Here is a 23,164-nt window from a genome sequence, read left to right on the forward strand (position 1 = left end):
CGCCGCCGTTGCCTCACCGGTTTACCCGAGCTCCGCCGTGATTACACCAGCCACGTCCACAAGGGGCACTTCCCTTCGATCCTGCGTCCGGCGGTCGCGCACTTCCACATACCCCTCGGAAAGGCGGCGGCCGACCACGACGCACCGGGGGATGCCGATGAGCTCGGCGTCGGTGAACTTCACGCCCGCCGAGACATTGGGACGGTCGTCGACCAGGACGCGCAGCCCGGCCCGGGACAGGGAGCCGGCGAGGGTGAGAGCCGCCTCCACCTGGCCGTCCTTGCCCGCCGCGACGATGTGCACGTCGGCCGGGGCGATGGCTGCCGGCCAGGTGAGCCCGCGATCGTCGTGGTGCTGCTCGGCGACGGCCGCGACCGCGCGGGAAACGCCGATCCCGTAGCAACCCATGGTCGGGCGGGACGGCTTGCCGTCGGCGCCGAGCACGTCGACCTTGAACGCGTCGGTGTAGCGGCGGCCTAGCTGGAAGATGTGCCCGATCTCGATGCCACGGCGCATCGTGAGGCTGCCGTCGCCGCAGGCCGGACAGGCGTCGCCGGGCCGGACCCCGGCAGCCTCCACCGTGCCGTCGGGCGTGAAGTCGCGCCCGCAGACCACGTCGGTGGCGTGCCTGCCGGGCTCATTGGCGCCGGTCAGCCAGGCGGTGCCGGGAGCGACGCGCGGGTCGACCAGGTATCGGATCTTGATGTCCTGGGGCCCGATGTAGCCCTTCACCAGGTCGGGGCGGGTGTCGAAGCCGTCGAAGAGGACCGCGGTCGCCGGCGCGAGCGCGGCGTTGAGTCGCTTGAGATCGACCTCGCGGTCGCCGGGCAGACCGATCGCCAGCAACTCCGGCTCACGGCCGGGATGCTGCACGGTGACCACCACGTTCTTCAACGTATCGGCCGCGGTCCAGTCGGTCCGGCCGCCGAGCGCACGGGCATTGGCCAGGTCGACGAGTGACGCGATGGTCGGGGTCTCGGGAGTGTCGTGCACCGCGAGCGGGGGCGCGGTCACCTCCCGGGCGGGCGGGGCCGGGGTGGTGACTGCCTCCGTGTTCGCCGCGTAGTCACAGGCGGTGCAGCCGACGTAGGTGTCCTCACCGACCTCGGCCGAAGCCAGGAACTCCTCCGACGCCGAGCCGCCCATCGCACCGGACACGGCCGAGACGATCGTGTGCTCCAGGCCGAGCCGCGTGAAGAACCGTTGATAGGCGGCGCGCATCCTGCCGTACGCCTCGATCAGGCCCTCGTCGGTGAGGTCGAAGGAATAGGCGTCCTTCATGAGGAACTCGCGGCCGCGCAGCAGGCCGCCCCGCGGGCGCGCCTCGTCGCGGAACTTGGTCTGGATCTGGAAGAGAATCAGCGGAAAGTCCCGATAGGACCCGGTCATGTCCTGCACGAGAAGGGTGACCATCTCCTCGTGCGTGGGCGCGAGCAGGTGATCGGCACCGCGGCGGTCCTTCAGCGTGAAGATGTCGTCGCCATACTCTGTCCAGCGGCCGCTGGTCTCGTAGGGCTCGCGGGGCAGCAGCGCCGGGAACGAGATCTCCTGCCCGCCGGCCGCGGCCATCTCCTCATGGACGATCGCGACGACCCGGTCGAGCACCAGCTTGCCGAGCGGCAGCCAGGTGTAGCCACCCGGAGCGGCGCGACGGACGAACCCGGCGCGCACGAGGAGGCGGTGACTCGGCACCTCCGCGTCCGCCGGCTCCTCACGCAGGGTCTTGAGCAGCAAGGTGGACATCCGCAGCAACATGTGGCGAGCCTAGGCACCGGGTACGACTAAATCATCCGGTTATCCACAGGCCACCGGCGTTTCGTGGCCGCGCGTTCGGTGGCGGCCACGATCGGGGACCGATTAGCGCTAGCGTGACAGTCATGTCCGTTCCGAACGATCCGGCGCAGGCGCTTCAGGCGTATGCGCACCCTGACAAACTGGTCACCACCGAGTGGCTCGCCGCGAATCTGGACACGCCCGGCCTGGTCGTCGTCGAGTCGGACGAGGATGTGCTGCTCTACGACACCGGCCATATCCCCGGCGCCGTCAAGGTCGACTGGCACCTGGAGCTGAACGACCAGGTCAGCCGGGACTACCTGGACCCGGCGGCGTTCGCGGAGCTGTGTGCCGCCAAGGGCATCGGCCGCGACGACACGATCGTCTTCTACGGCGACAACTTCAACTGGTGGGCGGCGTACGCGCTGTGGGTCTTCAGCCTCTTCGGCCACCGCGACGTGCGGCTGCTCGACGGCGGCCGGCAGAAGTGGGCGGCTGAGGGCCGCACGCTGACCAGGGACAAAACGGTCCGTCCAGCGGCCGACTACCCGGCTCCGGTGCGCAACGACGCCGAGATCCGCGCCTTCCGTGACCAGGTGATGGGTCACATCTCCAGTGGGCGGCCGCTGGTCGACGTGCGCTCCCCTCAGGAGTACACCGGTGAGCTCACTCACATGGAGGCTTATCCACAGGAGGGGGCGCTGCGTGGCGGGCACATCCCGGGCGCGGTGAGCAAGCCGTGGAAGTCCGCGGCGCATGAGGACGGCTCGTTCAAACCGCACGACGAGCTGGTCAAGATCTACCGTGACGAGCTCGGGCTGGAGTCGGCGGACGACATCATCGCCTACTGCCGGATCGGCGAGCGGTCCAGCCATACCTGGTTCGTCCTGCGGTACCTGCTCGGTTATCCACAGGTCCGTAACTACGACGGCTCCTGGACCGAGTGGGGCAACCTGGTCCGCGCCCCGATCGTCAAGGGGACGGAGCCCGGCGGGCTCAGCTGATCCTGCACCGCTACGGCGTCGCCATCCACAGGCGGCGCCGTTTGCGTGAACCGAATCCGGCGTCGTCGGCGATAGTCCAGATGTGCGACGGAGAAGACAGCGACCGATACCCCCGGTCGGCGAGCAGAGCAGCGACGCCGACCTGCTGCACGCCATCGCCGCCGGTCAGACGGCGGCGCTGCGCCTGCTGCACCACCGGCATGCCGGCTGGCTGCGCGCCCGGCTGCGCCGCCGCTGCGCTGACCCCGATGTGGTCGACGCCGCGATTCAGGACACGTTCGTCGCGGTCTGGAAAGACTCCCATCGGTACGAGGAGACGACCGCCGACGCCGCCGCATGGCTCTGGACCATCGCCGTCCGGCGTCTCCTGTCCACGTTGCGCGGGCCGGCTCACCGCTGGCTGAGCGGTCCCGACGAGATCCCCGACATCGCCACCACCGCGTCCGCCGAGGAGCTGGTGCTGCTCGGTGTCGAGCACGGCGCCCTGGGCCCGGCCCTCGACCGGCTCGCCCCCGAGCTGCGCCGGCTCATCGAGGTGACCGCACTCGACGGCCTTTCGGTCCGGGAGGCGGCAAAACTGCTCGGCATCGCCGAGGGCACCGCCAAGACCCGTCTCATGCGCGCCCGGATCCGGCTGAGGGAGTTGCTGACATGACCACCGACTGGCATCTCGACACGAGCCTGCTGGAGCAGTACGAGTCCGGTGCTCTGCAGCCCAGCCGGATCATGGCGGTGGAGGCGCACCTGCTGGCCTGTGCCGGCTGCCGGGCGCTGATCCCGCCCGACGAGGCCTGGCTGGCCGACAGCTGGTCGGCCGTCTACGACGACCTCCACGTGCCCCGGGTGGGCCCGGTTCAGCGGCTGCTGGCCCGTGCCGGCCTGCCCGAGCACCGGTTCCGCCTGCTCACCGCCACCCCCGCCCTGCGATGGTCGTGGTTGCTGGCAACGGCTGCCGTGCTGATGCTGGCGGTTGCCGCAGCATGGTTCAGCGACGACGGCACCCTGTTGATCGGCCAGGCGTTCCTGCTGGCGGCCCCGATCCTTCCGGTGGTCGCCGTCTCGGGAGCCTATGGTCCGCCCGCCGATCCCATGCACGAGATCACCGGCACCACCCCGTCCGCGGGTCCGGCCCTGGTGCTGTGGCGGGCCGTCTCGGTGATCGGGATCGCCGTCCTGACGGCGACCGTCGCCGCGGTCCTGCTGCCCGGTCCAGGTTGGTATGCGGCGGCCTGGCTGCTTCCGGCGCTGCTGCTCTGTACGGGGACGCTGGCGCTGGCCACCGTCGTGTCGCTGCCGGTCGCCGCAACGGTCCTCGGCGGGCTCTGGCTCACCGGTGTGCTGGCCACCGTCGGCGCGACCAGCGAGCGGGGCGTCGCGTCGATGTTCGGTCCCACCGCACAGCTCGCCTATCTGTTGTCCGCGGCTCTCGCTGCCGCTGTTCTCATCCTGCGGCGCCGCCGCTTCGACCTGGGGGAGAGTCGATGACCACCGTCGCCGTCGAAGGCCTCGGCAAACACTATGGCGCGACCATCGCGCTCGACTCCGTCGACCTGGAGATCGGGGTCGGAGTGACCGGTCTGCTCGGGCCGAACGGGGCCGGCAAGAGCACCCTGCTGCGCTGCCTGGCCACGGCGCTCGCCCCGGATTCCGGGACGATACGGGTGGCCGGGCTCGACCCCGCCGTGGCGGCACAACGGACCGAGGTGCGCCGGCGGATCGGCTACCTGCCTCAGAACCCCGGGCTCTATCCGAACTTCACGGCGTACGACCTGCTCGACTACGTCGCCGTGCTGAAGGAGATCACCGACGGCCGGCGGCGTAAGGCCGAGGTGCGCCGCGTGCTGGACGAGGTCGAGCTGACCGATCGGGCGAAGACAAAGGTCCGCAAGCTGTCCGGCGGCATGCGTCAGCGCCTCGGCCTCGCGCAGGCTCTCCTCGGCGACCCGGAGCTGGTGATCCTCGACGAGCCGACGGTGGGGCTCGACCCCGAGCAGCGGATGGTGTTCCGGGCCCTGATCTCGCGACTGGGTGAGCGGCGGACCGTGCTGCTCTCGACCCACCAGACCGAGGATGTCGGCGCCCTGTGCGAGCGGGTCGTGGTGATGAGCGGCGGCCAGGTCGTCTTCGACGGCAGTCCCCGTGAGCTGGCCCTGGTCGCCGAGGGCCAGGTGTGGCTCTCCGAGCAGCCACCGGTGGGCAATGCGGCGTACTGGCGGAATGCGGACGGGCTCTACCGGACGATCGGGCGGCAACCGGACGGCGCCGAGGCGGCCCGGCCGTCCATCGAGGACGGATACCTGCTGTTGCTGGGCAACGCCGTGACCGCCGAGGTGACCCGATGACCGTCACCGTGGAGCGCGCCGCGTCCACGGCACCCACCCCGCGGGCGGCGGTGACGGCTCTGGGCCGGGCCGAGGCCAGGCGGCTGCTGCACAGCCCGTTCTACTGGGGCGGGGCTCTCCTGACGACGGCTCTCGGGGTCGCCTGGTCCTGGACGAGGATGCCCACCTGGGCCACCTTCGCCGAGAACAGCGGCATGAGCTCCCTGGTCCTGACCGTGGGGTTGCTGATCGCCACCCAGTTGGCCGTCGGCCGGGACCGGCGGGCCGGCGCCGAGGAGAGCACCCGGACGATGCCGGCCGGCCGGACCCGCCGAGGGCTCGCCATGCTGGTAGCGGTGCCGATCGCCGTCGTGACCGGCGCGGCGGTGCACCTCACGTCGCTGCTTCTTCTGGCGCCGACCTGGCCGGTCGGTGAGTTCGACCCCTGGGCCTCCGCGGTGGTGCTGGTGATCCCGCCGATCGGTGCGCTCATCGGCGCCCTGGTGGGCCGGGTCCTCCCGGGCGTGGCCGCCGGGCCGCTCACCGCAACCGCGCTCTGTGGCCTGTTGATCGTGTTGCTGACGCTTCCCCGCCAGCCGTCGAACTATGCGGCGGCTCTGTGGCCGGTTCCAGGGCCGTCGTGGGAGATCGGGGCGCCCCGGCCGACCGATTGGCACCTGTTCTACCTGCTCAGCGTGCTTGTCGCGCTGGTCGCGGCGGTCGCCTGGCGGGCCTGGCCCGTGGCGTCGACGACGGTCCTGATCGTGGCCGTGGCCTGTGCTGGTGTGTCGGTGGAGCGGGAGACCGCCGCGAGTCCGGAGGTGATCAGCATGGATCTGGTCAACGAGTACACCGGTCCGGGGGTTCTCTCGTGCCGGGCGCACGAGCAGGTCCGCTACTGCGCGCTGCCGTATTTCGAGGGCTGGATCACGCACTGGCGCGAGGCGGTCGAGCCGGTCGTGACACACCTGCCCGCCAACGCTCCCCGGCCCACGGTCCGGCAGATCGGCAGGTCCTACGACATGCAGCCGATCACCCCCGGGATTCCGGAGATCATCACGACTGAATCGTGGGGACGGACCGGGCGATGGGCGACAGACTCCCGGACGAGGATGACCCGCGACTACGTGGGTGCCGCTGTTGGGCTGTATACGGGCGGGCTTCTCTACAGCGACTGCGACGCCACCGGCCAGCACCGTACGGTCGCCGGATTGTGGCTTCTCGCCCAGAGCTTCCCAGACGGTGTCGCCCAGGTGCGCCGGGGTGAGCTGAGAATGCCCCGGGTGCGGTATGGCCAGGCGGAGCTGGATGCGGCCATCACCCTGTTGGACCGGCCGTATGAGCAGGTCGCCGACTATCTGGCGCAGCATTGGACGGAGTTGCGTGACCCGTCGTCGACCGGCCTGGCCGGGCTTGGGGTGACTCTCGAGCCGCCGGTGCTGCCCACGGCTGAGTCCCAGGGTGACCCACGTGGCGAAGGCGGCGTCTGCCGATGACCGCCAGGCTGCTGATCCCTCACCTGGCGCGGGCGGTGTCGTGGGGCCCCCTCGGCGCGGCGATGCTCCTGGCGGTGGCGGCGCAGGTGTCGGTGCTCGCTGACGAACCGTTGGAGTGGGCGGTGTTGTCCGGGTTGTGGCTGGCCGCGGGAGTCCTCGGCGCCGGGTCGGGGTTCGCGCTTCCGGATCTGATGGGCTCCACAGTGATCACTCCGGTGCCCCGGTGGGTGAGGCAGTGGCTGCGGACCGGGCTGGTGCTGCTGCCGGCGGTGCTGGTCTGGGTGTCGATCTACGTGGGGGTGCGGAGGGTCGTCGGGCCGGCGCTCACCTGGCCTACGGGTTACGTGATCCTCCAGGCGGCGGTGTGCGGTCTGTTGCCGATCGCGGCCGCGGCGGTCGGAGCGCGCTACCGGGATACGACGATCGCCGCGCTGGCCGGGCCGGCGGTTCAAGGGGTGCTGCTGGTGGTGACCCTCTTCTTCACCCAGCAGGCCTCGCCGTGGTCGATGCCGGAGCCCGGGGGCTGGACCGTGGCCCAGCAAGGCTGGCCGGTCGCCCTGGCGCTGGCCTTGGTCACGCTCGTGCTGGCAAACCGTGAGTCAACGAGTCCAGCGGGCGCCTGACCGCCAGCGTCAGCCGCCACCACGGGCGATGAGGCGGCGCGCCCGAGTGACCGGCCCCGTCACCACGGGCGGCCCGTCACCACGGGCGGTGAGGCGGCGCGGGCGGTGAGGCGGCGCGGGCGGTGAGGCGGCGCGCCCGAGTGACCGGGCCGATCGGGGAGTCGCGTTCAACGGACGCGACGGACGGGTGGAGGCGGCTCACCGAGTGATATCGGTCGGATTTTGTCGGTGGCAACCGGTACCGTGCCGCGCGTGAGCAACACGTTCCAGGTCGACCTGCGGGGCATTGTCGACCTGCTCAGCCACCACCTCTACGCGAGCCCCCGCGTCTACGTCCGTGAGCTGCTGCAGAACGCCGTCGATGCGATCACCGCGGTGGGCCCCGAGCACGCCGGTGTGGTCTCCGTCGTCTCGTCCGACGGCACCGGTGACGGCACGCTGCGGATCGACGACAACGGCATCGGCCTGACCGAGGCGCAGGTGCACGAGCTGCTCGCCACCATCGGGCGTAGCTCGAAACGGGACGAGCTGGGGTTCGCCCGGCACGAGTTCCTCGGGCAGTTCGGCATCGGCCTGCTCTCCTGTTTCCTGGTCGCCGACGAGATTCGGGTGCACACCCGCCGCGAGGGCGCCGCCCCGGTGCTCTGGACCGGTTTCTCGGACGGGCGTTACACGGTCCGGGCCGGTGACGAGCGCGAGCCGGGCACCACGGTCACGCTGGCGCCGAGGCGCGGAGCCGAGCACTACCTGACCGGCGAGACGGTGACCGATCTGGCCCGTACCTATGGGTCGTTGTTGCCGGTCACGGTGACGGTCGACGACCGCAAGGTCACCGTCGGCACGGTGCCGTGGGAGCTGCCGACCGAGTCCCGGATGAGCTATGCGGAGCGGACCCTGCGTTTCCGCCCGTTCGACGTGATCGAGCTGAACGTGCCGGCGGCCGGCCTCACCGGCGCCGCGTTCGTGCTGCCGACCCCGGTCAACCCGGCGAGCCGTGGTGGCCACCGGGTCTACCTGAAGCGGATGCTCCTGTCCGAGACCGTCGAGGGACTACTCCCCGAGTGGGCGTTCTTCGCCCGCTGCGTCGTCGACAGCACCGAGTTGCGCCCGACGGCGAGCCGGGAGGCGCTCTACGACGACGACGGCATGCTGGCCGAGACCCGTGAGGCGATCGCCGATCAGCTCCGCGGGTGGCTGGTGCGGTTGTCGGCGACCGATCCGCGCCGGCTCGGCGAGTTCCTGAGCATCCACCACCTGGGCGTCAAGGCGCTGGCCCTGCACGACGACGAGATGTTGCGCCTGGTCGAGCAGTGGTACCCGATGCAGACCAACATGGGCGAGGTCACGCTGGCCGAGTTCCGCGCCCGGCACGGCGTGCTGCGCTATGCGGCCACCGCCGACGAGTTCCGGCAGCTCGCGGGTGTCGCGGCGGCCCAGGACCTGGGTCTGATCAACGGCGGTTACGTCTACGACGCCGAGCTGATCCAGCGGCTCGCGGCGCTCGACCCGGAGGTGCGGGCGGAGCGCCTCGACCCGACCGACCTGACGACCCGCTTCACCACTGTGGACGCCGAGGCCGAGCTGCAGATGCGGCCGTTCCTGGCGGCCGCCCAGCGCCGGCTCGACCGGCTCGGCTGCGAGGTGGTGGTCCGCGCCTTCGACCCGGTGACGACGCCGGCGCTCTACCTGGTCAGCCGGGCCGCGGCGTTCAACGACGAGTTCACGGCGAGCCGCGATCAGGCCGACGACCTGTGGGGCGGGGTGCTGGACGCGCTGTCCCGGACGGTGCCGACGGACCGGCCACAGCTGGTACTGAACCATCGCAATCCACTGATCCGCCGGGTGGCCGTGCTGGGTGACGCCGAACTGTCCGGCCTGGCCGTCGAGTCGCTGTACGGCCAGGCGCTGCTGCTCGGCCACCACCCGATCCGCCCGGCCGATGCCGCGTTGCTGACCACTTCGTTCCTGGGCCTGCTGGACAGGGCGGTCCCCGGCAAGACGACCGGGGAGGAGACCCGATGAAGACCGCTCAGGACCTGTGGGACCTGCTCAACGAGGCGCACCAGCTTCCGTACGGCGCGGCTCAGATCGCCCTGGTCGACCAGGTGCTGCGGCACGTCGACACGACCGACGACGCGGCGTTGAAGTTCTCGGCCCGTCTGTTCGCCACGACCGCGTACATCTACGGCGGCGAGCCGGTTCGGGCATTTCCCACGTTCTCCTGGTGCGTGGCCGATTTCGATCGCAATCCGAGCCCGTATCACGAGCGCTGGATGCACAACCTGTTGTGGCTGTTCAAGAACATGGTCCATTCGATGACCAGGTTCCCGGAGCTGCCGCTCGAGCGGGCGTATGCGGTGCTCGACGACATGGAGCGGCGCTACCGGGAGAGCGGTCACGGCCTGCAGCCGGTCTACAAGCATCGCTACCTGGTGGCACAGCACGTCGGGCTGACCGACGAGGCCGCCGACTGGTTCCGCAAGTGGCAGGCCGCCCCGCGCAACGCGCTGTCCGACTGTGCCGGCTGCGACCCGACGAGCCTCGTCAACCACCTGGCCGGGGAGGGCCGTTTCGAGGAGGCCCTCGAGCTGGCCACGCCGGTGCTCGCCGGTGACCTGTCCTGCACCGAGCAGCCGCAGAGCATTCTGAGCGAGCTGATGGTGGTCTATCTGAAGACGGGCCGTCTGCAGGAGGCGGCGGACGCGCATCGCCGGTCGTATCTGGTCGAGCGCAACAACCTGGCCGATCTGTGGGGCATCGGCGACCACATCGAGTTCTGCGCGCGGACCGGTAACGAGCACCGTGGCCTGGAGATCCTTCAGCGTCACATCGACTGGCTGGACCGTGCGCCCTCCCCGGCCGCGGCGATGAGCTTCGCGGCGAGCGCGGTGCTGTTGCTGCGCCGGGTTACCGCGATCGGTCACGGCGACTCTCCGGTCCGACGGGCGGGCCGGCCGGACACGACAGCTGCCGAGCTGGCCGGGGAGCTGGAGACGTTCGTGACCGATCTGGCGGCACGGTTCGACGCCCGTAACGGCACCGGCCACCAGGGCGAGGTGGTCCGGAGGACGATGTCCGCCGAGCCGTACGGCGTGGGGGTCCCGCTGTCCCCGACGGCTCGGCGGGCTCCGGTGACGATTCCCGTGCCGGCGCCGGTGACCGCCGAAGACCCGGTGGTGGAGATCGACGACACGGCGACACCGGCCGAGCTGATCGACCTGGCGGAGCAGCACTACCGCGAGGACCGGGGCGACGCCCTCCGCGCGGTCCTGGCCGTCTACGAGGCCCGGCATGCCGACCCGGCCGATCCGGCGCTGGCCGGCCGCCTGTGGACATTGCGCGGATTCACCCTGCCCGACGCGGCGGTGGCCGAGACCACGGCGGCGTGGGAGCGGGCGGCCGGTCTGTTCACCGAGGCCGGCGACGTCGCACGAGCGAGCGCGGTGCGGGCTCGGCTGGCGTTGTACCAGGCCAGGGATGGGGAGCCGAGCGCCGAGGCGCTGCGGGTGATCGAAGCGGACGTGGCCGTTCAGGAGGAGCACGGCGATCCGGGCAGCCGGGCGAGCGCGCTGATCCGCCTGTCGCAGGTCTACCGCCTGCTGGACCGGCTGGACGACGCGAACGAGGCGGGCGACCGCGCCGACCGGTTCGCGGCGGAGACCGGTGATCGGCGTCGTCTCGCCTATCACGGGATGGTCCGCGCGCAGAACCGGGCGATGGCGGGCCGCGGCGAGGAAGCGGTCGAGGCGGCCAGGTCGGCGTGGGCGTTCTATCGGGAGCACGGCCCGATCCGGGAGACGGCCGAGGCGGGCATGGTCCTCGGCCAGCTCACCGATGATCCGGAGGAGGCGGTCGCCGCGCTGGGTGTGCCGTTGGAGTTCGGTCTCGAGGGCGCGCAGTTGCCGGCCCGGGTGACCCGCGGCCGGGCGCTGATGCGGCTGGACCGGGCGGCGGAGGCGATCGACGACTTCGTCGAAGCGGTGGCGCTGTGCGCGGAAGCCACGGGATCCCCAGAAAAAGCGGAAGCCCCGGAAACCGCGGGAGCCCCGGAAACCGCGGAAGCCCCGGAAACCGCGGGAGCCCCGGAAACCGCGGAAGCCCCGGAAACCGCGGGAGCTGCGGGAGCCGCGCAGACGGAACGGGTCGAGCCCGGGCTGTTCGCCCGGCAGGAGCTGGCACAGGCCTATCACCAGGCGGGCCGCCCGGTGGAGGCGGCCGAGGTGGCCGAGGAGGCGCTGCTCGGCTTCGACCGGCTGGGTTTCGAGGAGCCGGCCGCGGACACCCGTTTCCTGCTGGCGGCGGTCTACCGGGAGCTGCAGGACACCGACCGGGCGCTGACGATCTACCACGATCTGATCGAGAAGCTGGAGGGCAATCCGGCGGGCCGCGGCCAGGTCGGGGAGCAGGCCGGTCAGTTGCTCTACGACGTGGACCGGGACAGTGAGGCGGCGCTGACCTTCCGGGCGGCGGCCGAGTCGCTGCGTGAGGCCGGTGACCTGGTCGGCGAGTTGCGGCTGCTGCGCCGCCGGCTGATGGCCCTGAACTACGCCGACGAGGTGCCGGAGGCGGAGGAGGTCATCGAGCTGGCCACCCGGCGGTATGCCGAGTTGCCTGCCGAGCTCGCCGCGGAACCCGGGGTGATCTGGGGCCGGTCGGTCTTCGCCTTCGAGGTCGGCAACCTGTTGATGCGTCGTGGCCGCTATGCGGAGGCCCTTCCACACCTGTACGGTGCGCCGGAACGCTTGCGTGAGATCGGGGCGGTCGACGACGCGGACCGGGTCGAGGGCATGCTCGCCGAGGCGCTGCTGCGTTCGGGTTCGCCGAAGGAGGCGGAGCGGATCCTGGGTGCTCTGCTGAAGCGGATGCGACCGGACGCTCCGACTCGTGAGCTGGCGAGTGAGCTTTACGACGAGGTCACCAATCGGCTGAACGACCGTTAAGCATGCCCGTGGTGAAGGGTTACAGTGGCGAGGTGACGACGGTAGATCAGCGGCACCGGACAACCCCGCCGGCGCCGAGGCGGCGTTCGCGCCGCGACGAGATTCTGGAAATCGCCGTGGGCCTGTTCGCGTCCCGCGGCTATCACGGCGTGTCGATGGACGACATCGGCTCGGCTGCCGGCGTCACCGGCCCAGCGCTCTATCACCACTTCGCCGGCAAGGAGGCGATGCTGGTCGCCGCGCTGATCCCGGTCAGCGAGGGCCTGCTGGCGGGTGGCCGGGAGCGTGTCGCCCGCCATCCGGATGACGCGATGGCGGCGCTGGCCGATCTGATCGACTTCCACGTCGACTTCGCGCTGGCAAACCCGGCGGTGATCGCGCTGCACCTGCACGAGCTCGACCGGCTGCCGGAGGACCCGCGCCGGCAGATCCGGCGGCTCCAGCGGCTCTATGTCGAGGAGTGGGTGAGTGTGCTGTCCCGGGTGCGCCCGGAGTTGCCCGCCCCGGAGGCCCGCGTGCTCGCCCATGCCGCGTTCGGCCTGATGAACTCGACACCCTTCCTGGGTGGCGAGGTCGATCGGGTGCGGCGGGCCGCACTGCTGCGCGAGGCGTCGATCCATGCCCTGATCGGTAAGTAAAACGCCCGTAATCAAACAATGGGTAAGCGCCCACAAGGCCAGCGAACCCACTGGAGAGAGCGCTCATGATCGAGTCCCTGCTCATCGCCAACCGCGGCGAGATCGCCCGGCGGATCATCCGCACCGCCAAGCGTCTCGGAATCCGCACGATCGCCGTCCACTCCGATGTGGACGCCGACATGCCGTTCGTCCTGGAAGCGGACGAGGCGGTGTGTGTCGGCCCGGCCAACCCGGCCCAGAGCTACCGCAACACCGAGGCGATTCTCGCCGCCGCCAAGTCGACGGGTGCTCAAGCCGTGCACCCCGGCTATGGCTTCCTGAGTGAAAATGCCGACTTCGCCCGTACCGTCGAAGCGAATGGCCTGGTGTGGGTCGGGCCCGCCGCCGACGCGATCACGGCGATGGGCGACAAGATCAATGCCCGGAATCTGATGGCCGCGGCCGGCGTGCCGGTCGCGCCCGGATCGCCGGATCCGGCCGGCAGCGTCGAGGCCGCCCGCAAGGCGGCGGAGGCGATCGGCTTCCCCGTGATGGTGAAGGCCGCGGCGGGCGGCGGCGGGATGGGCATGGCCGTCGCCGAGACCGACGAGCAGTTGGTCAAGGAGTACGAGAAGGTCCGCACCTTCGCCGAGCGGATGTTCGGCAGCGGCGACGTGCTGATCGAGCGGTATTACCCCCGGGTGCGGCACGTGGAGGTGCAGATCCTCGGCCTGGCCGACGGCCGGGTGATCGCCCTCTCCGAGCGGGAGTGCTCGGTGCAGCGCCGCAATCAGAAGCTGGTCGAGGAGGCGCCGTCCCCGGCGGTGACGCCCGAGCTTCGGGAGCGCATGAAACAGGCCGCCGTCAAAGCGGGCGAAGCGGTCAACTATCGCAACGCGGGCACTGTGGAGTGTCTGCTGGACCCGGTGACCGGCGACTTCTTCTTCCTGGAGATGAACACGCGCCTGCAGGTCGAGCACCCGATCACCGAGCTGATCCACGGCATCGACCTGGTCGAGGCGCAGCTGCGGATCGCGTCGGGCGAGGAGGTCATGGTGGAGACCGGGCAGAGCGGTCACGCGATCGAGCTGCGCATCAACGCCGAGGACCCGAAACGCTTCTTCCCCGGCCCCGGCAAGATCACCACGTGGGTCGAGCCGGCCGGCGACGGGACGCGAGTCGACTCCGGCTACACCGCGGGCAACACGGTCAGCCAGAACTACGACTCCCTGATGGCCAAGCTGATCGTCCACGGCGTCGACCGGGACGACGCGATCGCGAAGGCACGGGCCGCGGTGGCCGGCTTCGAGATCGCCGGCCCGAAGAACAACCTGCCGTTCTTCGCCGAGCTGCTGGAGAACCCGGAGTTCCTCTCCGGCGACTACGACACCGGCATCGTCGGGCGGATGCGATGACGGCCGTGTCGATCCGCGAGGTCGGTCCCCGTGACGGCCTGCAGAACGAGGATCCGGTTCCGGCCGAGGCGAAGGTCCGGCTACTGGACTCCCTGAGCCGTACCGGCGTGGGCCGGATCGAGGCGGTCTCGTTCGTCCACCCCAGGGCGATCCCGCAGATGGCCGACGCCGACGAGGTGTGGGCGAAGGCCTGGCACAACCCGGACGTGCGCTACTCGGCACTGATCCCCAACTCCCGCGGCGCCCAGCGCGCGCTCGCCGCCGGATTCCGGGAGATCGAGGTGGTGGTGTCCGCGAGTGACACCCACAACCGGCGCAATCTCAACCGGTCCACCGACGAGTCGCTCGACGACATCGCCCAGCTCATCCCGCTGGTGCACGAGGCCGGCGCGACGCTCGAAGTGATCGTGGCGACCAGTTTCGGCTGTCCGTTCGAGGGCGACATCGACCCGGACCGGGTGGCCGGCATCGTGGCCCGGGTTCGCGCGGACGGCGCGGATCGCATCGCCTTCGGCGACACCACCGGCATGGCCACCCCGCGGCGGGTCCGCGATCTTCTCGCCGCGGTGCGGCCCGACCTGCTGCACTTCCACAACACGAGGGGTACGGGACTCGCGAACATCCTGACCGCCATGGACCTGGGCGTGACGCAGTTCGACGCGAGCGTGGGCGGTCTGGGCGGTTGTCCGTATGCTCCGGGCGCCTCCGGAAACGTGGCCACCGAGGAGGTCGTGCACATGCTGCACGACATGGGCATCGACACCGGAATAGACCTGGAAGCGCTGCTGGAGGCGGCAGCTCTGGCGGAACGCCTGGTGGGCCGCCCATTGCCGTCCGGTGTTCTCCGCGCCGGTCCGAGAACACGTCTCAGCGCTCTTTAATACAGCCATTTTCCGGATATCGCAGCGTGACTTTCAGCTCGACCCCGTCGTTACCAATACCGAGTGACCAATGCGCGCCGAATCGGTCACCTATCGACGACGAGGGGTAGATCATGACGGACTGGGAGGCTGAGCGCGTCGAGCGTACGGCACACCGGTCCGGGGTGGTTCCCCATGGCGGCTCCCCGCTCATGCCGTCCCACAGCCAGGGGGCGGAGCGGCGGCCGGAGCGCCGCGCCGGACGTACCGGATCCCGGTGGCTCCTGCGTGCACTCGTCGTCGGTGGGCTGGCCGGGGTGGCCTGGCTGCTCACCGGCTCCGCCGCGTTGGCCGCGGATCCGGGCGCGACGTCCTCCGGGGCGGCGCTCGGATCCTTGCCGGACGACGTCGCGGCCTCTGCCGGATATGAACCCGAGGTAAGCGAGCTCCTCGAAGCGGCCGTTCAGTCGCCGGAGCCCGCCTCGGAAGAGTCGCCGCTGGTGACGCTCGACGAAACCGCCGGCGTGCCGCCGCGAATGTCGGTCGCCTCCCCGCAGGCCAGCGGTGGAACGGTGGCCGGCCGGACGCAGGCCGTGCCGTCGGAGCCCGTCACGCAAGGCCGGGATCTGCCCGGTGACGACGGGCTCGCTCTGTGGTGGAAACCCGGAGTGGCCAGTGGTATCCCGGCCGTCAAGCCGGGAGCACATCGGGAGGCCGGCCCGATGGCCGTCCTTCCGGCCCGGGTCGCGAAGGGTGCGGTGGACCGTCATCGGTTCCCGGTCGCGGCCGATGTCGAGGCCGGGCGCAATGACGCCGTGGCGCCGACCGTCTCCCCCGATTGACCGGTGGCGTAGTCCCACCTTTCCCGGGCCAGACGATTCCTCAACCGTTTGCGCACAGGCGGCGAATCGTACGAGTGCCCGATCTCACCTGATCGCAGTTCATCAACGTCCCGGGCATCGCTGTGCCCGAATGCAGATCAATCAACTGAATACGCCAAATCCAATGCCGACCATTTGTGAAAGGCAACCCTTTTCTGATGAAGAAGACTTGGGTCCGTAAGACTCTGAGTGTCGGAATCCTCGCCGCGGGAGCTCTGCTCCTGGCGCCGACCGCCATGGCCCAGGCGGATGTCGACCCGCTCGGTCTCAACCAGCTCAGCCTCGACAACCTCGGCGACCTCGGCAACCTGACCGGTGACCAGTTCGCCCTTCCGATGACGGTGCCGGTGAGCGTGGTCGGCGACGCGCTCGGCGTCCTGGGTACCGCGGACTCCTTCGGTGTCGGCGACCGCCTGCTGGAGAGCGGCCGTCGTGGCGGCACCCGCCAGGCCTCGGTCCCGGTGACCATTCCGGTCACCGTGCCGGGCAGCGCCAACCGGGCGGAGAGCGCCAGGACGATCGAGTCCGGCTTCCTCGGTGGTCTCGTCGGTGGCATCAGCCAGGTCAGCTACGGCAGCTTCGGCACCCTGAACGGCAACTCGGTGGCGATGCCGGGCGCCATTCCGGTCAGCGCCTGCGGCAACTCGCTCGCCCTGCTCGGTGCGGCCAGCTCCTACGGCACGTGCTCGAGCGGCTTCGGTGGCGGCTTCGGTTACGCCAGCCAGGCCGTCGACGTGATCGAGGCTCCGGTCCAGCAGCACTTCGTGCGGTCCGACAACTACTCGAGCTGCTCGGCCTACGTGGCCGCCAGCCCCTGTGGTGGTGGCGGTGCCGCCTACGGGGTCGTCGACAGTGTCGACGTCGTCGACTACGGCTACGACGCTGCCCAGGTGGACTACGGCTACGACGCCGTCCAGGTCGTCGAGCCGGTCGCCATCCCGGTCGACGCGTGTGGCAACTCGCTCGGCGTGCTCGGGTACGCCAGCGCCTACGGCACCTGTGGCAACTACGTCGACACCGGCGTCGTCTACAGCCAGTCGGTCCAGTACGTGGAGCCGGTCCCGGTCGTTCCGGTCTACACCACTCCGGCCTACGTCCTCGGCGGTTCGGACTGCGTCCAGATCTGCGGCAACGCCGGCTACGGCTACGCCCCGAACTACGGCGGTGACACCCGGGTCCTCGCCAACGGCGGCCCCAAGGTCTACAAGGGAAACAAGGGCAACAAGGGCAACAAGCGCCCCAAGGGCGACGTCCGCGGTGACCAGGGCTACGGCGACAAGGCCCCGAAGGGTGACGTGAAGGTCGACGACGCCGGCTACGACCAGGGCAGCGCCCGTGGCGACGAGGCCCCGGCCGACGTGGTGGACACCACCGACGACGCCGGCTACGAGAGCCCGGACCAGTACGGCGTCAAGCCCGGTGGCCGTAGCGAGGAGCGCTTCTCCGCGACCGGCTTCACCCGGGGTTTCGGTGGCATGGGCACCCTGGACCTGCTGGGCGGGCTGCGCTGATCGAGCGCGGGTGACAGACCGGGTTGCGCCGGTCCCGGGCGCGACTCGCATCGGCTCCTTTCGGCGCCGATGAACGCCGGCGCTCCTCCACAGTGCCGGTGACAGTGAAAACGGACGGGAGTCCCCGAGTCTCGGGGACTCCCGTTCGCCATTGCTGCGGTCCACCAGGTGAGATAACCTAACGCTCGTTAAGCAAATCGTCCGCTACGGATGTGGAGACGGTATGGACGGCGAGGCCCTGGCCGGAGCGCGCAAGCGGGTGCTGGCGGGCGGTGCGGAGCGCTATCACGCCGCCAACGCCGAGAAGGGCAAGCTCTTCGCCCGCGAGCGGATCGCTCTGCTGGTCGACGAGGGCTCCTTCGTCGAGGACGGCCTCTTCGCCAACAGTCTCGCCGACGGCCTGCCCGCGGATGGCGTGATCACCGGAGCCGCCCGGATCGACGGGCGCGACGTGTGCGTGATGGCGAACGACTCGACGGTCAAGGCGGGCTCCTGGGGCGCCCGTACCGTTGAGAAGATCATCCGGATCATCGAGCGGGCCTACCAGACCGGCGTGCCGATGGTCTACCTGGTCGACTCGGCCGGCGCGCGGATCACCGACCAGGTCGACCTGTTCCCCGGCCGTCGCGGCGCCGGCAAGATCTTCCACACCCAGGTCAAGGCCTCCGGCGCGATCCCGCAGGTCTGCGCGCTGTTCGGGCCCTCGGCCGCCGGTGGGGCGTACATTCCGGCGTTCTGTGACGTCGTCGCCATGGTCGAGGGCAACGCGAGCATGTATCTCGGCTCCGACCGGATGGTCGAGATGGTGACCGGGGAGAAGACCACGCTCGAGGCGATGGGCGGCGCCCGCGTGCACTGCACCGAGTCCGGTGTCGGCCACTTCCTCTGCAAGACCGAGCGCGAGGCGCTCGACGTGGTGCGTACCTACCTGTCCTACCTCCCCTCCAACTGGACGGCCAAGCCGCCGGCGGCGACGGCCGCCAACCCCGCCAAGGTCGATCTCGCCGGCCTGGTCCCGGTCTCCGAGCGTCAGGCCTTCGACATGCGGAGGTACGTGAAAGGCCTGGTCGACGAGAACTCGTACTTCGAGATCTGGTCGTTGTGGGCCCGTGAGCTGACCGTGGGATTCGCCCGTCTCGACGGCGAGGTGATCGGCGTGGTCGGCAACAACTCGATGTTCAAGGGCGGTGTGCTGTTCGTCGACTCGGCCGACAAGGCGAGCCGGTTCGTGCAGCTCTGTGACGCCTTCAACGTGCCGCTGCTGTTCCTCACCGACGTGCCCGGCTTCATGGTCGGCACCGCGGTGGAGAAACAGGGCATCATCCGGCACGGCGCCAAGATGATCACCGCGATCTCCGAGGCCACGGTGCCGAAGATCTGTGTGGTGGTCCGTAAGGCGTACGGTGCCGGTCTCTATGCGATGGCCGGTCCCGGTTTCGACCCGGACGCGACGATCGCCCTGCCCACCGCCAAGATCGCGGTGATGGGCGCCGAGGCGGCGGTCAACGCCGTCTATGCCAAGAAGATCGCGGCGATCGAGGACCCGGAAGAGCGGGCCGCGTTCGTCGCCGAGCGCCGCGCCGAGTATGAGCGCGACATCGACATCATGCGCCTGGCCAGCGAGCTCGTGGTGGACGCCGTGGTGGAGCCGGCCGACCTGCGGGCCGACTTGGTGCGACGGTTCTCCGCCGCGCAGGGCCGGGACCGCTCGTTCTCACGGCGCCGGCACGGCGTCAATCCTGTGTAGAGAGAGGCTGAGATGGTCGACTTCCGGCTCGACAAGGAGTACGAGGAGTTGCGCGACAGCGTGCGCCAGTTCGCGCGTGAGCAGGTCGCGCCGGTCATCGCCGACCACTACGAGAAGAAGACCTTCCCGTACGAGGTCATCCGCCAGATGGGGAGCATGGGCCTGTTCGGCCTGCCGTTCCCCGAGGAGCACGGCGGGATGGGTGGCGACTACTTCGCGCTCTGCATCGCCCTGGAGGAGCTGGCCAGGGTGGACAGCTCGGTCGCCATCACCCTGGAGGCGGCCGTCTCGCTCGGCGCCATGCCGATCTACCGCTTCGGCACCGATGAGCAGCGCAGACAGTGGCTGCCCCGGCTGACCAGCGGTGAGGCGCTGGCGGCGTTCGGCCTGACCGAGCCGGGCGCCGGATCGGACGCGTCCGGCACACTGACCCGGGCCGTGATCGACGAGAGCACCGGCGAGTGGGTGATCAACGGGACGAAGGCGTTCATCACGAACTCCGGCACCGACATCACCTGCCTGGTCAACGTCATGGCGGTGACCGGCACGAACGCGGACGGCAGCAAGGAACTGTCGACGATCATCGTGCCCTCCGGGACACCCGGTTTCACGGTCGCTCCGGGATACTCCAAGGTCGGCTGGTGCGCGTCCGACACCCACGAGCTGTCCTTCGACGACGTCCGGGTGCCGGTGGCCAACCTGCTCGGCGAGCGAGGCCGGGGGTACGCCCAGTTCCTGCGCATTCTCGACGAGGGCCGGATCGCGATCGCCGCACTGTCGGTCGGCCTGGCCCAGGGCTGCGTCGACGAGTCGGTCACCTACGCCAAGAACCGCACCGCCTTCGGCCACGCGATCAGTGACTACCAGGCGATCAAGTTCCTCATCGCCGACATGGACCTGCGTGCCCACACGGCCCGGCTCGGCTATTACGACGCGGCGGCCCGGATGCTGGCCGGTGACGACTTCAAGCGCTATGCCGCGATCGCCAAGCTGAACGCCAGCAACGCCGCCATGGAGAACAGTCGCTGGGCCACCCAGGTGCACGGCGGCTACGGGTTCATGAACGAGTCGGCGGTCGGACGCTTCTACCGTGACGCGAAGATCCTCGAGGTCGGCGAGGGCACCTCCGAGGTGCAGCGCATGCTCATCGCCCGGGGCCTCGGGCTCTGATCACCTGTCACGCGGGCAGTGCGGTCTCCGCGCTGCCCGCGGTCGCGCACGGGTTGACCGCGTCGCGGATCGTGCGCAGCGAGTCGAGCAACTCCGTGAGCTTCGTCTCCGGAAGCAAGCCGACATACCACCTCTGCACCAGCTCCAGATGCCCCGGCAGCACGTCGGCGAGGCGCTGCATGCCGGTGTCGGTGATCACCGCGTAGGAGCTGCGCCGGTCGCTGGGGCACGCCTCGCGACGGACCAGGCCGGTGCGCTCCATACGGTCGACGACCCGGGTGACGCCGCTGGTGGAGAGGGTGGTCTGGCCGGCCAGGTCGGTCATCCGCAGGCGGTTGCCGGGGGACCGGGCGAGCCGCATGAGCACCTCGAACTCCACCTGGGAGAGGCGGTGCTCCTCGATCTGCGCGGCGAGGCGATTCATCAATCCCGTATACGCCTCGGCGAACAGTCCGACAGCGGTGAGGCGTGGGTCGTCCAGATCCTTGTTCACGTGGTGAACACTACCAGGCACTTGACAGGAGGAATATTGCCGAGCATATAGTTGCTCCGTCAGACAAGCATCCCCACAGAGCTTCGAGAGAAGGCAGTGTCATGACCGTCAGCACCCGTGAGTTCGAAGGCCTCCAGATCCCCGCCGCCGGCACCTACGAGCTGGACGCGGCGCACAAGCGGGTCGGGTTCGTAGTCAAGCACCTCATGGTCAGCAAGGTCCGTGGCCAGTTCGCCGAGGCGACCGCCACGATCGTCGTCGGTGAGAACCCGCTCGACTCCTCGGTGAGCGCCACGATCCAGACCGGCAGCGTCGAGACCGGCCAGGTCGACCGGGACAACCACCTGCGCACCGGCGACTTCTTCGAGGTCGAGAAGTACCCGACCATGGAGTTCCGCAGCACGGGCGTCAAGTCGCACGCCGGCGCCGAGTTCGTGCTCGACGGTGAGCTCACCATCAAGGGCGTGACCCGGCCGGTGGAGCTGGTCGTCGAGTTCGAGGGCGCCACCACCAGCCCGTACGGTCAGCATGTCTTCGGTTTCAGCGCGCACACCGAGATCGACCGTGACGACTGGGGCCTGTCCTGGAACGTCGCCCTGGAGTCCGGTGGCTTCATGGTCAGCAAGAAGGTCAAGATCGAGATCGAGGGCGAGGCCGTCCTGCAGCAGCCGGCCGCCTGACCCTCCACATTCGATGAGCGCCGCCCGGTGTCCGGGCGGCGCTCTCTGAATCTCTGGCGGTCCTCCGCGCGAGATGGCAGGCTAACCGAACGCATGCGTTCGTTCACAGAGCGGTGATCAACGTCCGGTTCGTCCTCAGCCGTCCCCGGGAGGGATCATGGGCAAGGATCTGGTGACCGCCGTCTTCTCGCCGCATGACCGGGTCGTCTTCCGCCGCAAGGTGCGCCGCTGCCTGGACGTGCTGGCCGGCATGCTGGACACCGTGCCGTTCCAGGCCGACGGTCCGACCGCCGGGCTGGAGATCGAGATCAACCTGGTCGACGCGGACGCCGCCCCGGCCATGCGCAACGCCGAGATCCTCGCCGGCCTCGACGACCCGCGATTCCAGCCCGAGCTGGGCCGTTTCAACCTCGAGCTCAACGTGCCACCCCGGCGGCTGTCCGGCGAGGGCCTGGCCATGTTCGAGCAGGACATCCTCGAGGCCATGCGTGACGCGGGCGACTGCGCCCGCAAGGACGAGTGCCGTCTGATGCTGGTCGGCATGCTGCCCACGCTCACCCGTGATCATCTCGTGCCGGCCAACCTCTCCGACAACGAGCGCTTCCGGGCCCTCGACGCCGAGATCGCCGGCGCCCGCGGCGACGACTTCCACATCGACATCCACGGTCCGGAACGCCTCGTGACCAGCAGCGACACCATCGCACTCGAAGCGTCCTGCACCAGCACGCAGTTCCACATCCAGGTCGCGCCGTCCGACTTCGCGCGCTACTGGAACGCTTCGCAGGCGATCGCCGGCGTCCAGCTCGCCCTCGGTGCCAACTCGCCCTACCTCTACGGGCGCCGACTCTGGGCGGAGACCCGGATCCCGCTCTTCGAGCAGTCCACCGACGCGCGGCCGCGCGAGTTCAGCGCGCAGGGCGTACGTCCGCGGGTCTGGTTCGGCGATCACTGGATCGACTCGATCCTCGACCTCTACGAGGAGAATGTCCGATATTTTCCACCCCTGCTGCCGGAGCTCAACGAGGAGGATCCGGTCGCGGTCCGCGATTCCGGCAAAACCCCTCAGCTGTACGAGCTACGCCTGCACAACGGCACCGTCTACCGCTGGAACCGGCCGGTCTACGACGTGTCCGACGGGCGCCCCCACCTACGGGTGGAGAACCGGGTGCTGCCGTCCGGCCCGACCGTCGCCGACCTGGTCGCCAACGCGGCCCTCTACTTCGGACTGGTCCGCGCGCTCGCCGAGGACGGGTCGCCGGTCTGGTCCCGCCAGGGCTTCGCGGCGGCCGAGTCGAACTTCCGAGCCGGCGCCCGTGACGGCATGGAAGCCCGTCTGGCCTGGCCCGGAGTGGGTGAGGTGCCGGTCGCCACGCTGATGCTCGACGTGCTGCTGCCCCAGGCCTACACCGGCCTGGACCTGCTCGGCGTGTGCCCGGCCCAGCGCGACCGGCTCCTCGGCATCATCGAGGGCCGCTGTCGAACCGGGCGTAACGGCGCGACGTGGCAGACCGCGACGGTCCGGGCCGCCGAGGAACGCGGCCTGGGCCGTCCTGCGGCGCTACGCGAGATGACCCAGCACTACGTCGACCACCAGCGCACCAACGAGCCCGTACACACCTGGCCGCTCTGACCC

General features: G+C 69.9%; 19 protein-coding genes. 17 read left to right on the forward strand and 2 right to left on the reverse strand.

The genetic code is table 11. The features are described from left to right. Positions 1–21: 21 nt before the first annotated feature. Positions 22–1,755 carry a proline--tRNA ligase gene (locus tag ACQPZW_RS00105; protein WP_433792828.1) on the reverse strand — a complete coding sequence of 578 codons (1,734 nt, stop codon included), beginning with the start codon at positions 1,753–1,755 and terminating at the stop codon, positions 22–24. Between the two features lie 122 nt (positions 1,756–1,877). Between ACQPZW_RS00105 and ACQPZW_RS00110 the strand changes: the two genes are divergently transcribed. The 15 genes from ACQPZW_RS00110 (at position 1,878) to ACQPZW_RS00180 (ending at position 20,358) form a co-directional block, all read left to right on the forward strand. Continuing rightward, positions 1,878–2,777, forward strand: a complete 900-nt coding sequence (locus ACQPZW_RS00110) for a sulfurtransferase (RefSeq protein ID WP_433792829.1) — start codon at positions 1,878–1,880, stop codon at positions 2,775–2,777. Between the two features lie 82 nt (positions 2,778–2,859). Continuing rightward, positions 2,860–3,432: an RNA polymerase sigma factor gene (locus ACQPZW_RS00115; protein ID WP_433792830.1), complete on the forward strand. Its 573-nt coding sequence runs from the start codon at positions 2,860–2,862 to the stop codon at positions 3,430–3,432. Next, complete coding sequence (locus ACQPZW_RS00120; protein ID WP_433792831.1) at positions 3,429–4,262, forward strand: zf-HC2 domain-containing protein; 834 nt, start codon at positions 3,429–3,431, stop codon at positions 4,260–4,262. Before ACQPZW_RS00115 ends, ACQPZW_RS00120 begins: the two co-directional genes overlap by 4 nt. Next, entirely contained in the window at positions 4,259–5,119 is an 861-nt protein-coding gene (locus tag ACQPZW_RS00125) for an ABC transporter ATP-binding protein (RefSeq protein WP_433792832.1), read from the forward strand. Before ACQPZW_RS00120 ends, ACQPZW_RS00125 begins: the two co-directional genes overlap by 4 nt. Further along, positions 5,116–6,594 carry a hypothetical protein gene (locus ACQPZW_RS00130; RefSeq protein WP_433792833.1) on the forward strand — a complete coding sequence of 493 codons (1,479 nt, stop codon included), beginning with the start codon at positions 5,116–5,118 and terminating at the stop codon, positions 6,592–6,594. The genes ACQPZW_RS00125 and ACQPZW_RS00130 overlap by 4 nt, the downstream gene beginning before the upstream one ends. Then, a complete protein-coding gene (locus ACQPZW_RS00135; RefSeq protein WP_433792834.1) occupies positions 6,591–7,217 on the forward strand; it encodes a hypothetical protein in 627 nt (208 codons plus the stop codon). The genes ACQPZW_RS00130 and ACQPZW_RS00135 overlap by 4 nt, the downstream gene beginning before the upstream one ends. Before the next feature lie 252 nt (positions 7,218–7,469). Next, the gene (locus tag ACQPZW_RS00140) at positions 7,470–9,239 is read left to right on the forward strand and encodes an HSP90 family protein (RefSeq protein WP_433792835.1); all 1,770 of its coding nucleotides are present in this window, start codon (positions 7,470–7,472) and stop codon (positions 9,237–9,239) included. Further along, positions 9,236–12,157 (forward strand): tetratricopeptide repeat protein, encoded by a 2,922-nt coding sequence (locus ACQPZW_RS00145; protein ID WP_433792836.1) that lies wholly within the window; start codon positions 9,236–9,238, stop codon positions 12,155–12,157. Before ACQPZW_RS00140 ends, ACQPZW_RS00145 begins: the two co-directional genes overlap by 4 nt. A 32-nt stretch (positions 12,158–12,189) precedes the next feature. Next, positions 12,190–12,795, forward strand: coding sequence for a TetR/AcrR family transcriptional regulator (locus tag ACQPZW_RS00150; protein ID WP_433792837.1), 606 nt, complete (start codon positions 12,190–12,192; stop codon positions 12,793–12,795). A gap of 65 nt (positions 12,796–12,860) precedes the next feature. Further along, positions 12,861–14,189 (forward strand): acetyl-CoA carboxylase biotin carboxylase subunit, encoded by a 1,329-nt coding sequence (locus tag ACQPZW_RS00155; protein WP_433792838.1) that lies wholly within the window; start codon positions 12,861–12,863, stop codon positions 14,187–14,189. Next, positions 14,186–15,070, forward strand: a complete 885-nt coding sequence (locus ACQPZW_RS00160) for a hydroxymethylglutaryl-CoA lyase (protein ID WP_433792839.1) — start codon at positions 14,186–14,188, stop codon at positions 15,068–15,070. The genes ACQPZW_RS00155 and ACQPZW_RS00160 overlap by 4 nt, the downstream gene beginning before the upstream one ends. A 113-nt stretch (positions 15,071–15,183) precedes the next feature. Beyond that, complete coding sequence (locus ACQPZW_RS00165; RefSeq protein WP_433792840.1) at positions 15,184–15,891, forward strand: hypothetical protein; 708 nt, start codon at positions 15,184–15,186, stop codon at positions 15,889–15,891. 197 nt (positions 15,892–16,088) lie between these two features. Further along, entirely contained in the window at positions 16,089–17,441 is a 1,353-nt protein-coding gene (locus ACQPZW_RS00170) for a chaplin family protein (protein ID WP_433792841.1), read from the forward strand. A gap of 223 nt (positions 17,442–17,664) precedes the next feature. Continuing rightward, positions 17,665–19,188 (forward strand): acyl-CoA carboxylase subunit beta, encoded by a 1,524-nt coding sequence (locus tag ACQPZW_RS00175; RefSeq protein ID WP_433792842.1) that lies wholly within the window; start codon positions 17,665–17,667, stop codon positions 19,186–19,188. 12 nt (positions 19,189–19,200) lie between these two features. Then, positions 19,201–20,358 (forward strand): acyl-CoA dehydrogenase family protein, encoded by a 1,158-nt coding sequence (locus tag ACQPZW_RS00180; RefSeq protein ID WP_433792843.1) that lies wholly within the window; start codon positions 19,201–19,203, stop codon positions 20,356–20,358. 7 nt (positions 20,359–20,365) lie between these two features. Here ACQPZW_RS00180 and ACQPZW_RS00185 read toward each other — a convergent pair whose 3' ends face one another. Beyond that, complete coding sequence (locus ACQPZW_RS00185) at positions 20,366–20,851, reverse strand: MarR family winged helix-turn-helix transcriptional regulator (protein WP_433792844.1); 486 nt, start codon at positions 20,849–20,851, stop codon at positions 20,366–20,368. Positions 20,852–20,952: 101 nt separating this feature from the next. Between ACQPZW_RS00185 and ACQPZW_RS00190 the strand changes: the two genes are divergently transcribed. Continuing rightward, positions 20,953–21,531 (forward strand): YceI family protein, encoded by a 579-nt coding sequence (locus ACQPZW_RS00190; RefSeq protein WP_433792845.1) that lies wholly within the window; start codon positions 20,953–20,955, stop codon positions 21,529–21,531. A gap of 157 nt (positions 21,532–21,688) precedes the next feature. Further along, positions 21,689–23,161: a glutamate-cysteine ligase family protein gene (locus ACQPZW_RS00195; protein WP_433792846.1), complete on the forward strand. Its 1,473-nt coding sequence runs from the start codon at positions 21,689–21,691 to the stop codon at positions 23,159–23,161. Positions 23,162–23,164 lie beyond the last annotated feature (3 nt).

It is taken from the genome of Actinoplanes sp. CA-252034 (genome assembly GCF_050956125.1).
Taxonomy (GTDB): domain Bacteria; phylum Actinomycetota; class Actinomycetes; order Mycobacteriales; family Micromonosporaceae; genus Actinoplanes.

Excerpts from the sequence above, each read along its gene's own strand:
- ACQPZW_RS00110 (WP_433792829.1), top strand. The coding sequence starts at position 1,878 with ATGTCCGTTCCGAACGATCCGGCGCAGGCGCTTCAGGCGTATGCGCAC.
- ACQPZW_RS00190 (WP_433792845.1), top strand. The coding sequence starts at position 20,953 with ATGACCGTCAGCACCCGTGAGTTCGAAGGCCTCCAGATCCCCGCCGCC.
- ACQPZW_RS00105 (WP_433792828.1), bottom strand. The coding sequence starts at position 1,755 with ATGTTGCTGCGGATGTCCACCTTGCTGCTCAAGACCCTGCGTGAGGAG.
- ACQPZW_RS00135 (WP_433792834.1), top strand. The coding sequence starts at position 6,591 with ATGACCGCCAGGCTGCTGATCCCTCACCTGGCGCGGGCGGTGTCGTGG.
- ACQPZW_RS00180 (WP_433792843.1), top strand. The coding sequence starts at position 19,201 with ATGGTCGACTTCCGGCTCGACAAGGAGTACGAGGAGTTGCGCGACAGC.
- ACQPZW_RS00160 (WP_433792839.1), top strand. The coding sequence starts at position 14,186 with ATGACGGCCGTGTCGATCCGCGAGGTCGGTCCCCGTGACGGCCTGCAG.
- ACQPZW_RS00145 (WP_433792836.1), top strand. The coding sequence starts at position 9,236 with ATGAAGACCGCTCAGGACCTGTGGGACCTGCTCAACGAGGCGCACCAG.
- ACQPZW_RS00125 (WP_433792832.1), top strand. The coding sequence starts at position 4,259 with ATGACCACCGTCGCCGTCGAAGGCCTCGGCAAACACTATGGCGCGACC.
- ACQPZW_RS00175 (WP_433792842.1), top strand. The coding sequence starts at position 17,665 with ATGGACGGCGAGGCCCTGGCCGGAGCGCGCAAGCGGGTGCTGGCGGGC.
- ACQPZW_RS00165 (WP_433792840.1), top strand. The coding sequence starts at position 15,184 with ATGACGGACTGGGAGGCTGAGCGCGTCGAGCGTACGGCACACCGGTCC.
- ACQPZW_RS00155 (WP_433792838.1), top strand. The coding sequence starts at position 12,861 with ATGATCGAGTCCCTGCTCATCGCCAACCGCGGCGAGATCGCCCGGCGG.
- ACQPZW_RS00170 (WP_433792841.1), top strand. The coding sequence starts at position 16,089 with ATGAAGAAGACTTGGGTCCGTAAGACTCTGAGTGTCGGAATCCTCGCC.
- ACQPZW_RS00130 (WP_433792833.1), top strand. The coding sequence starts at position 5,116 with ATGACCGTCACCGTGGAGCGCGCCGCGTCCACGGCACCCACCCCGCGG.
- ACQPZW_RS00195 (WP_433792846.1), top strand. The coding sequence starts at position 21,689 with ATGGGCAAGGATCTGGTGACCGCCGTCTTCTCGCCGCATGACCGGGTC.
- ACQPZW_RS00120 (WP_433792831.1), top strand. The coding sequence starts at position 3,429 with ATGACCACCGACTGGCATCTCGACACGAGCCTGCTGGAGCAGTACGAG.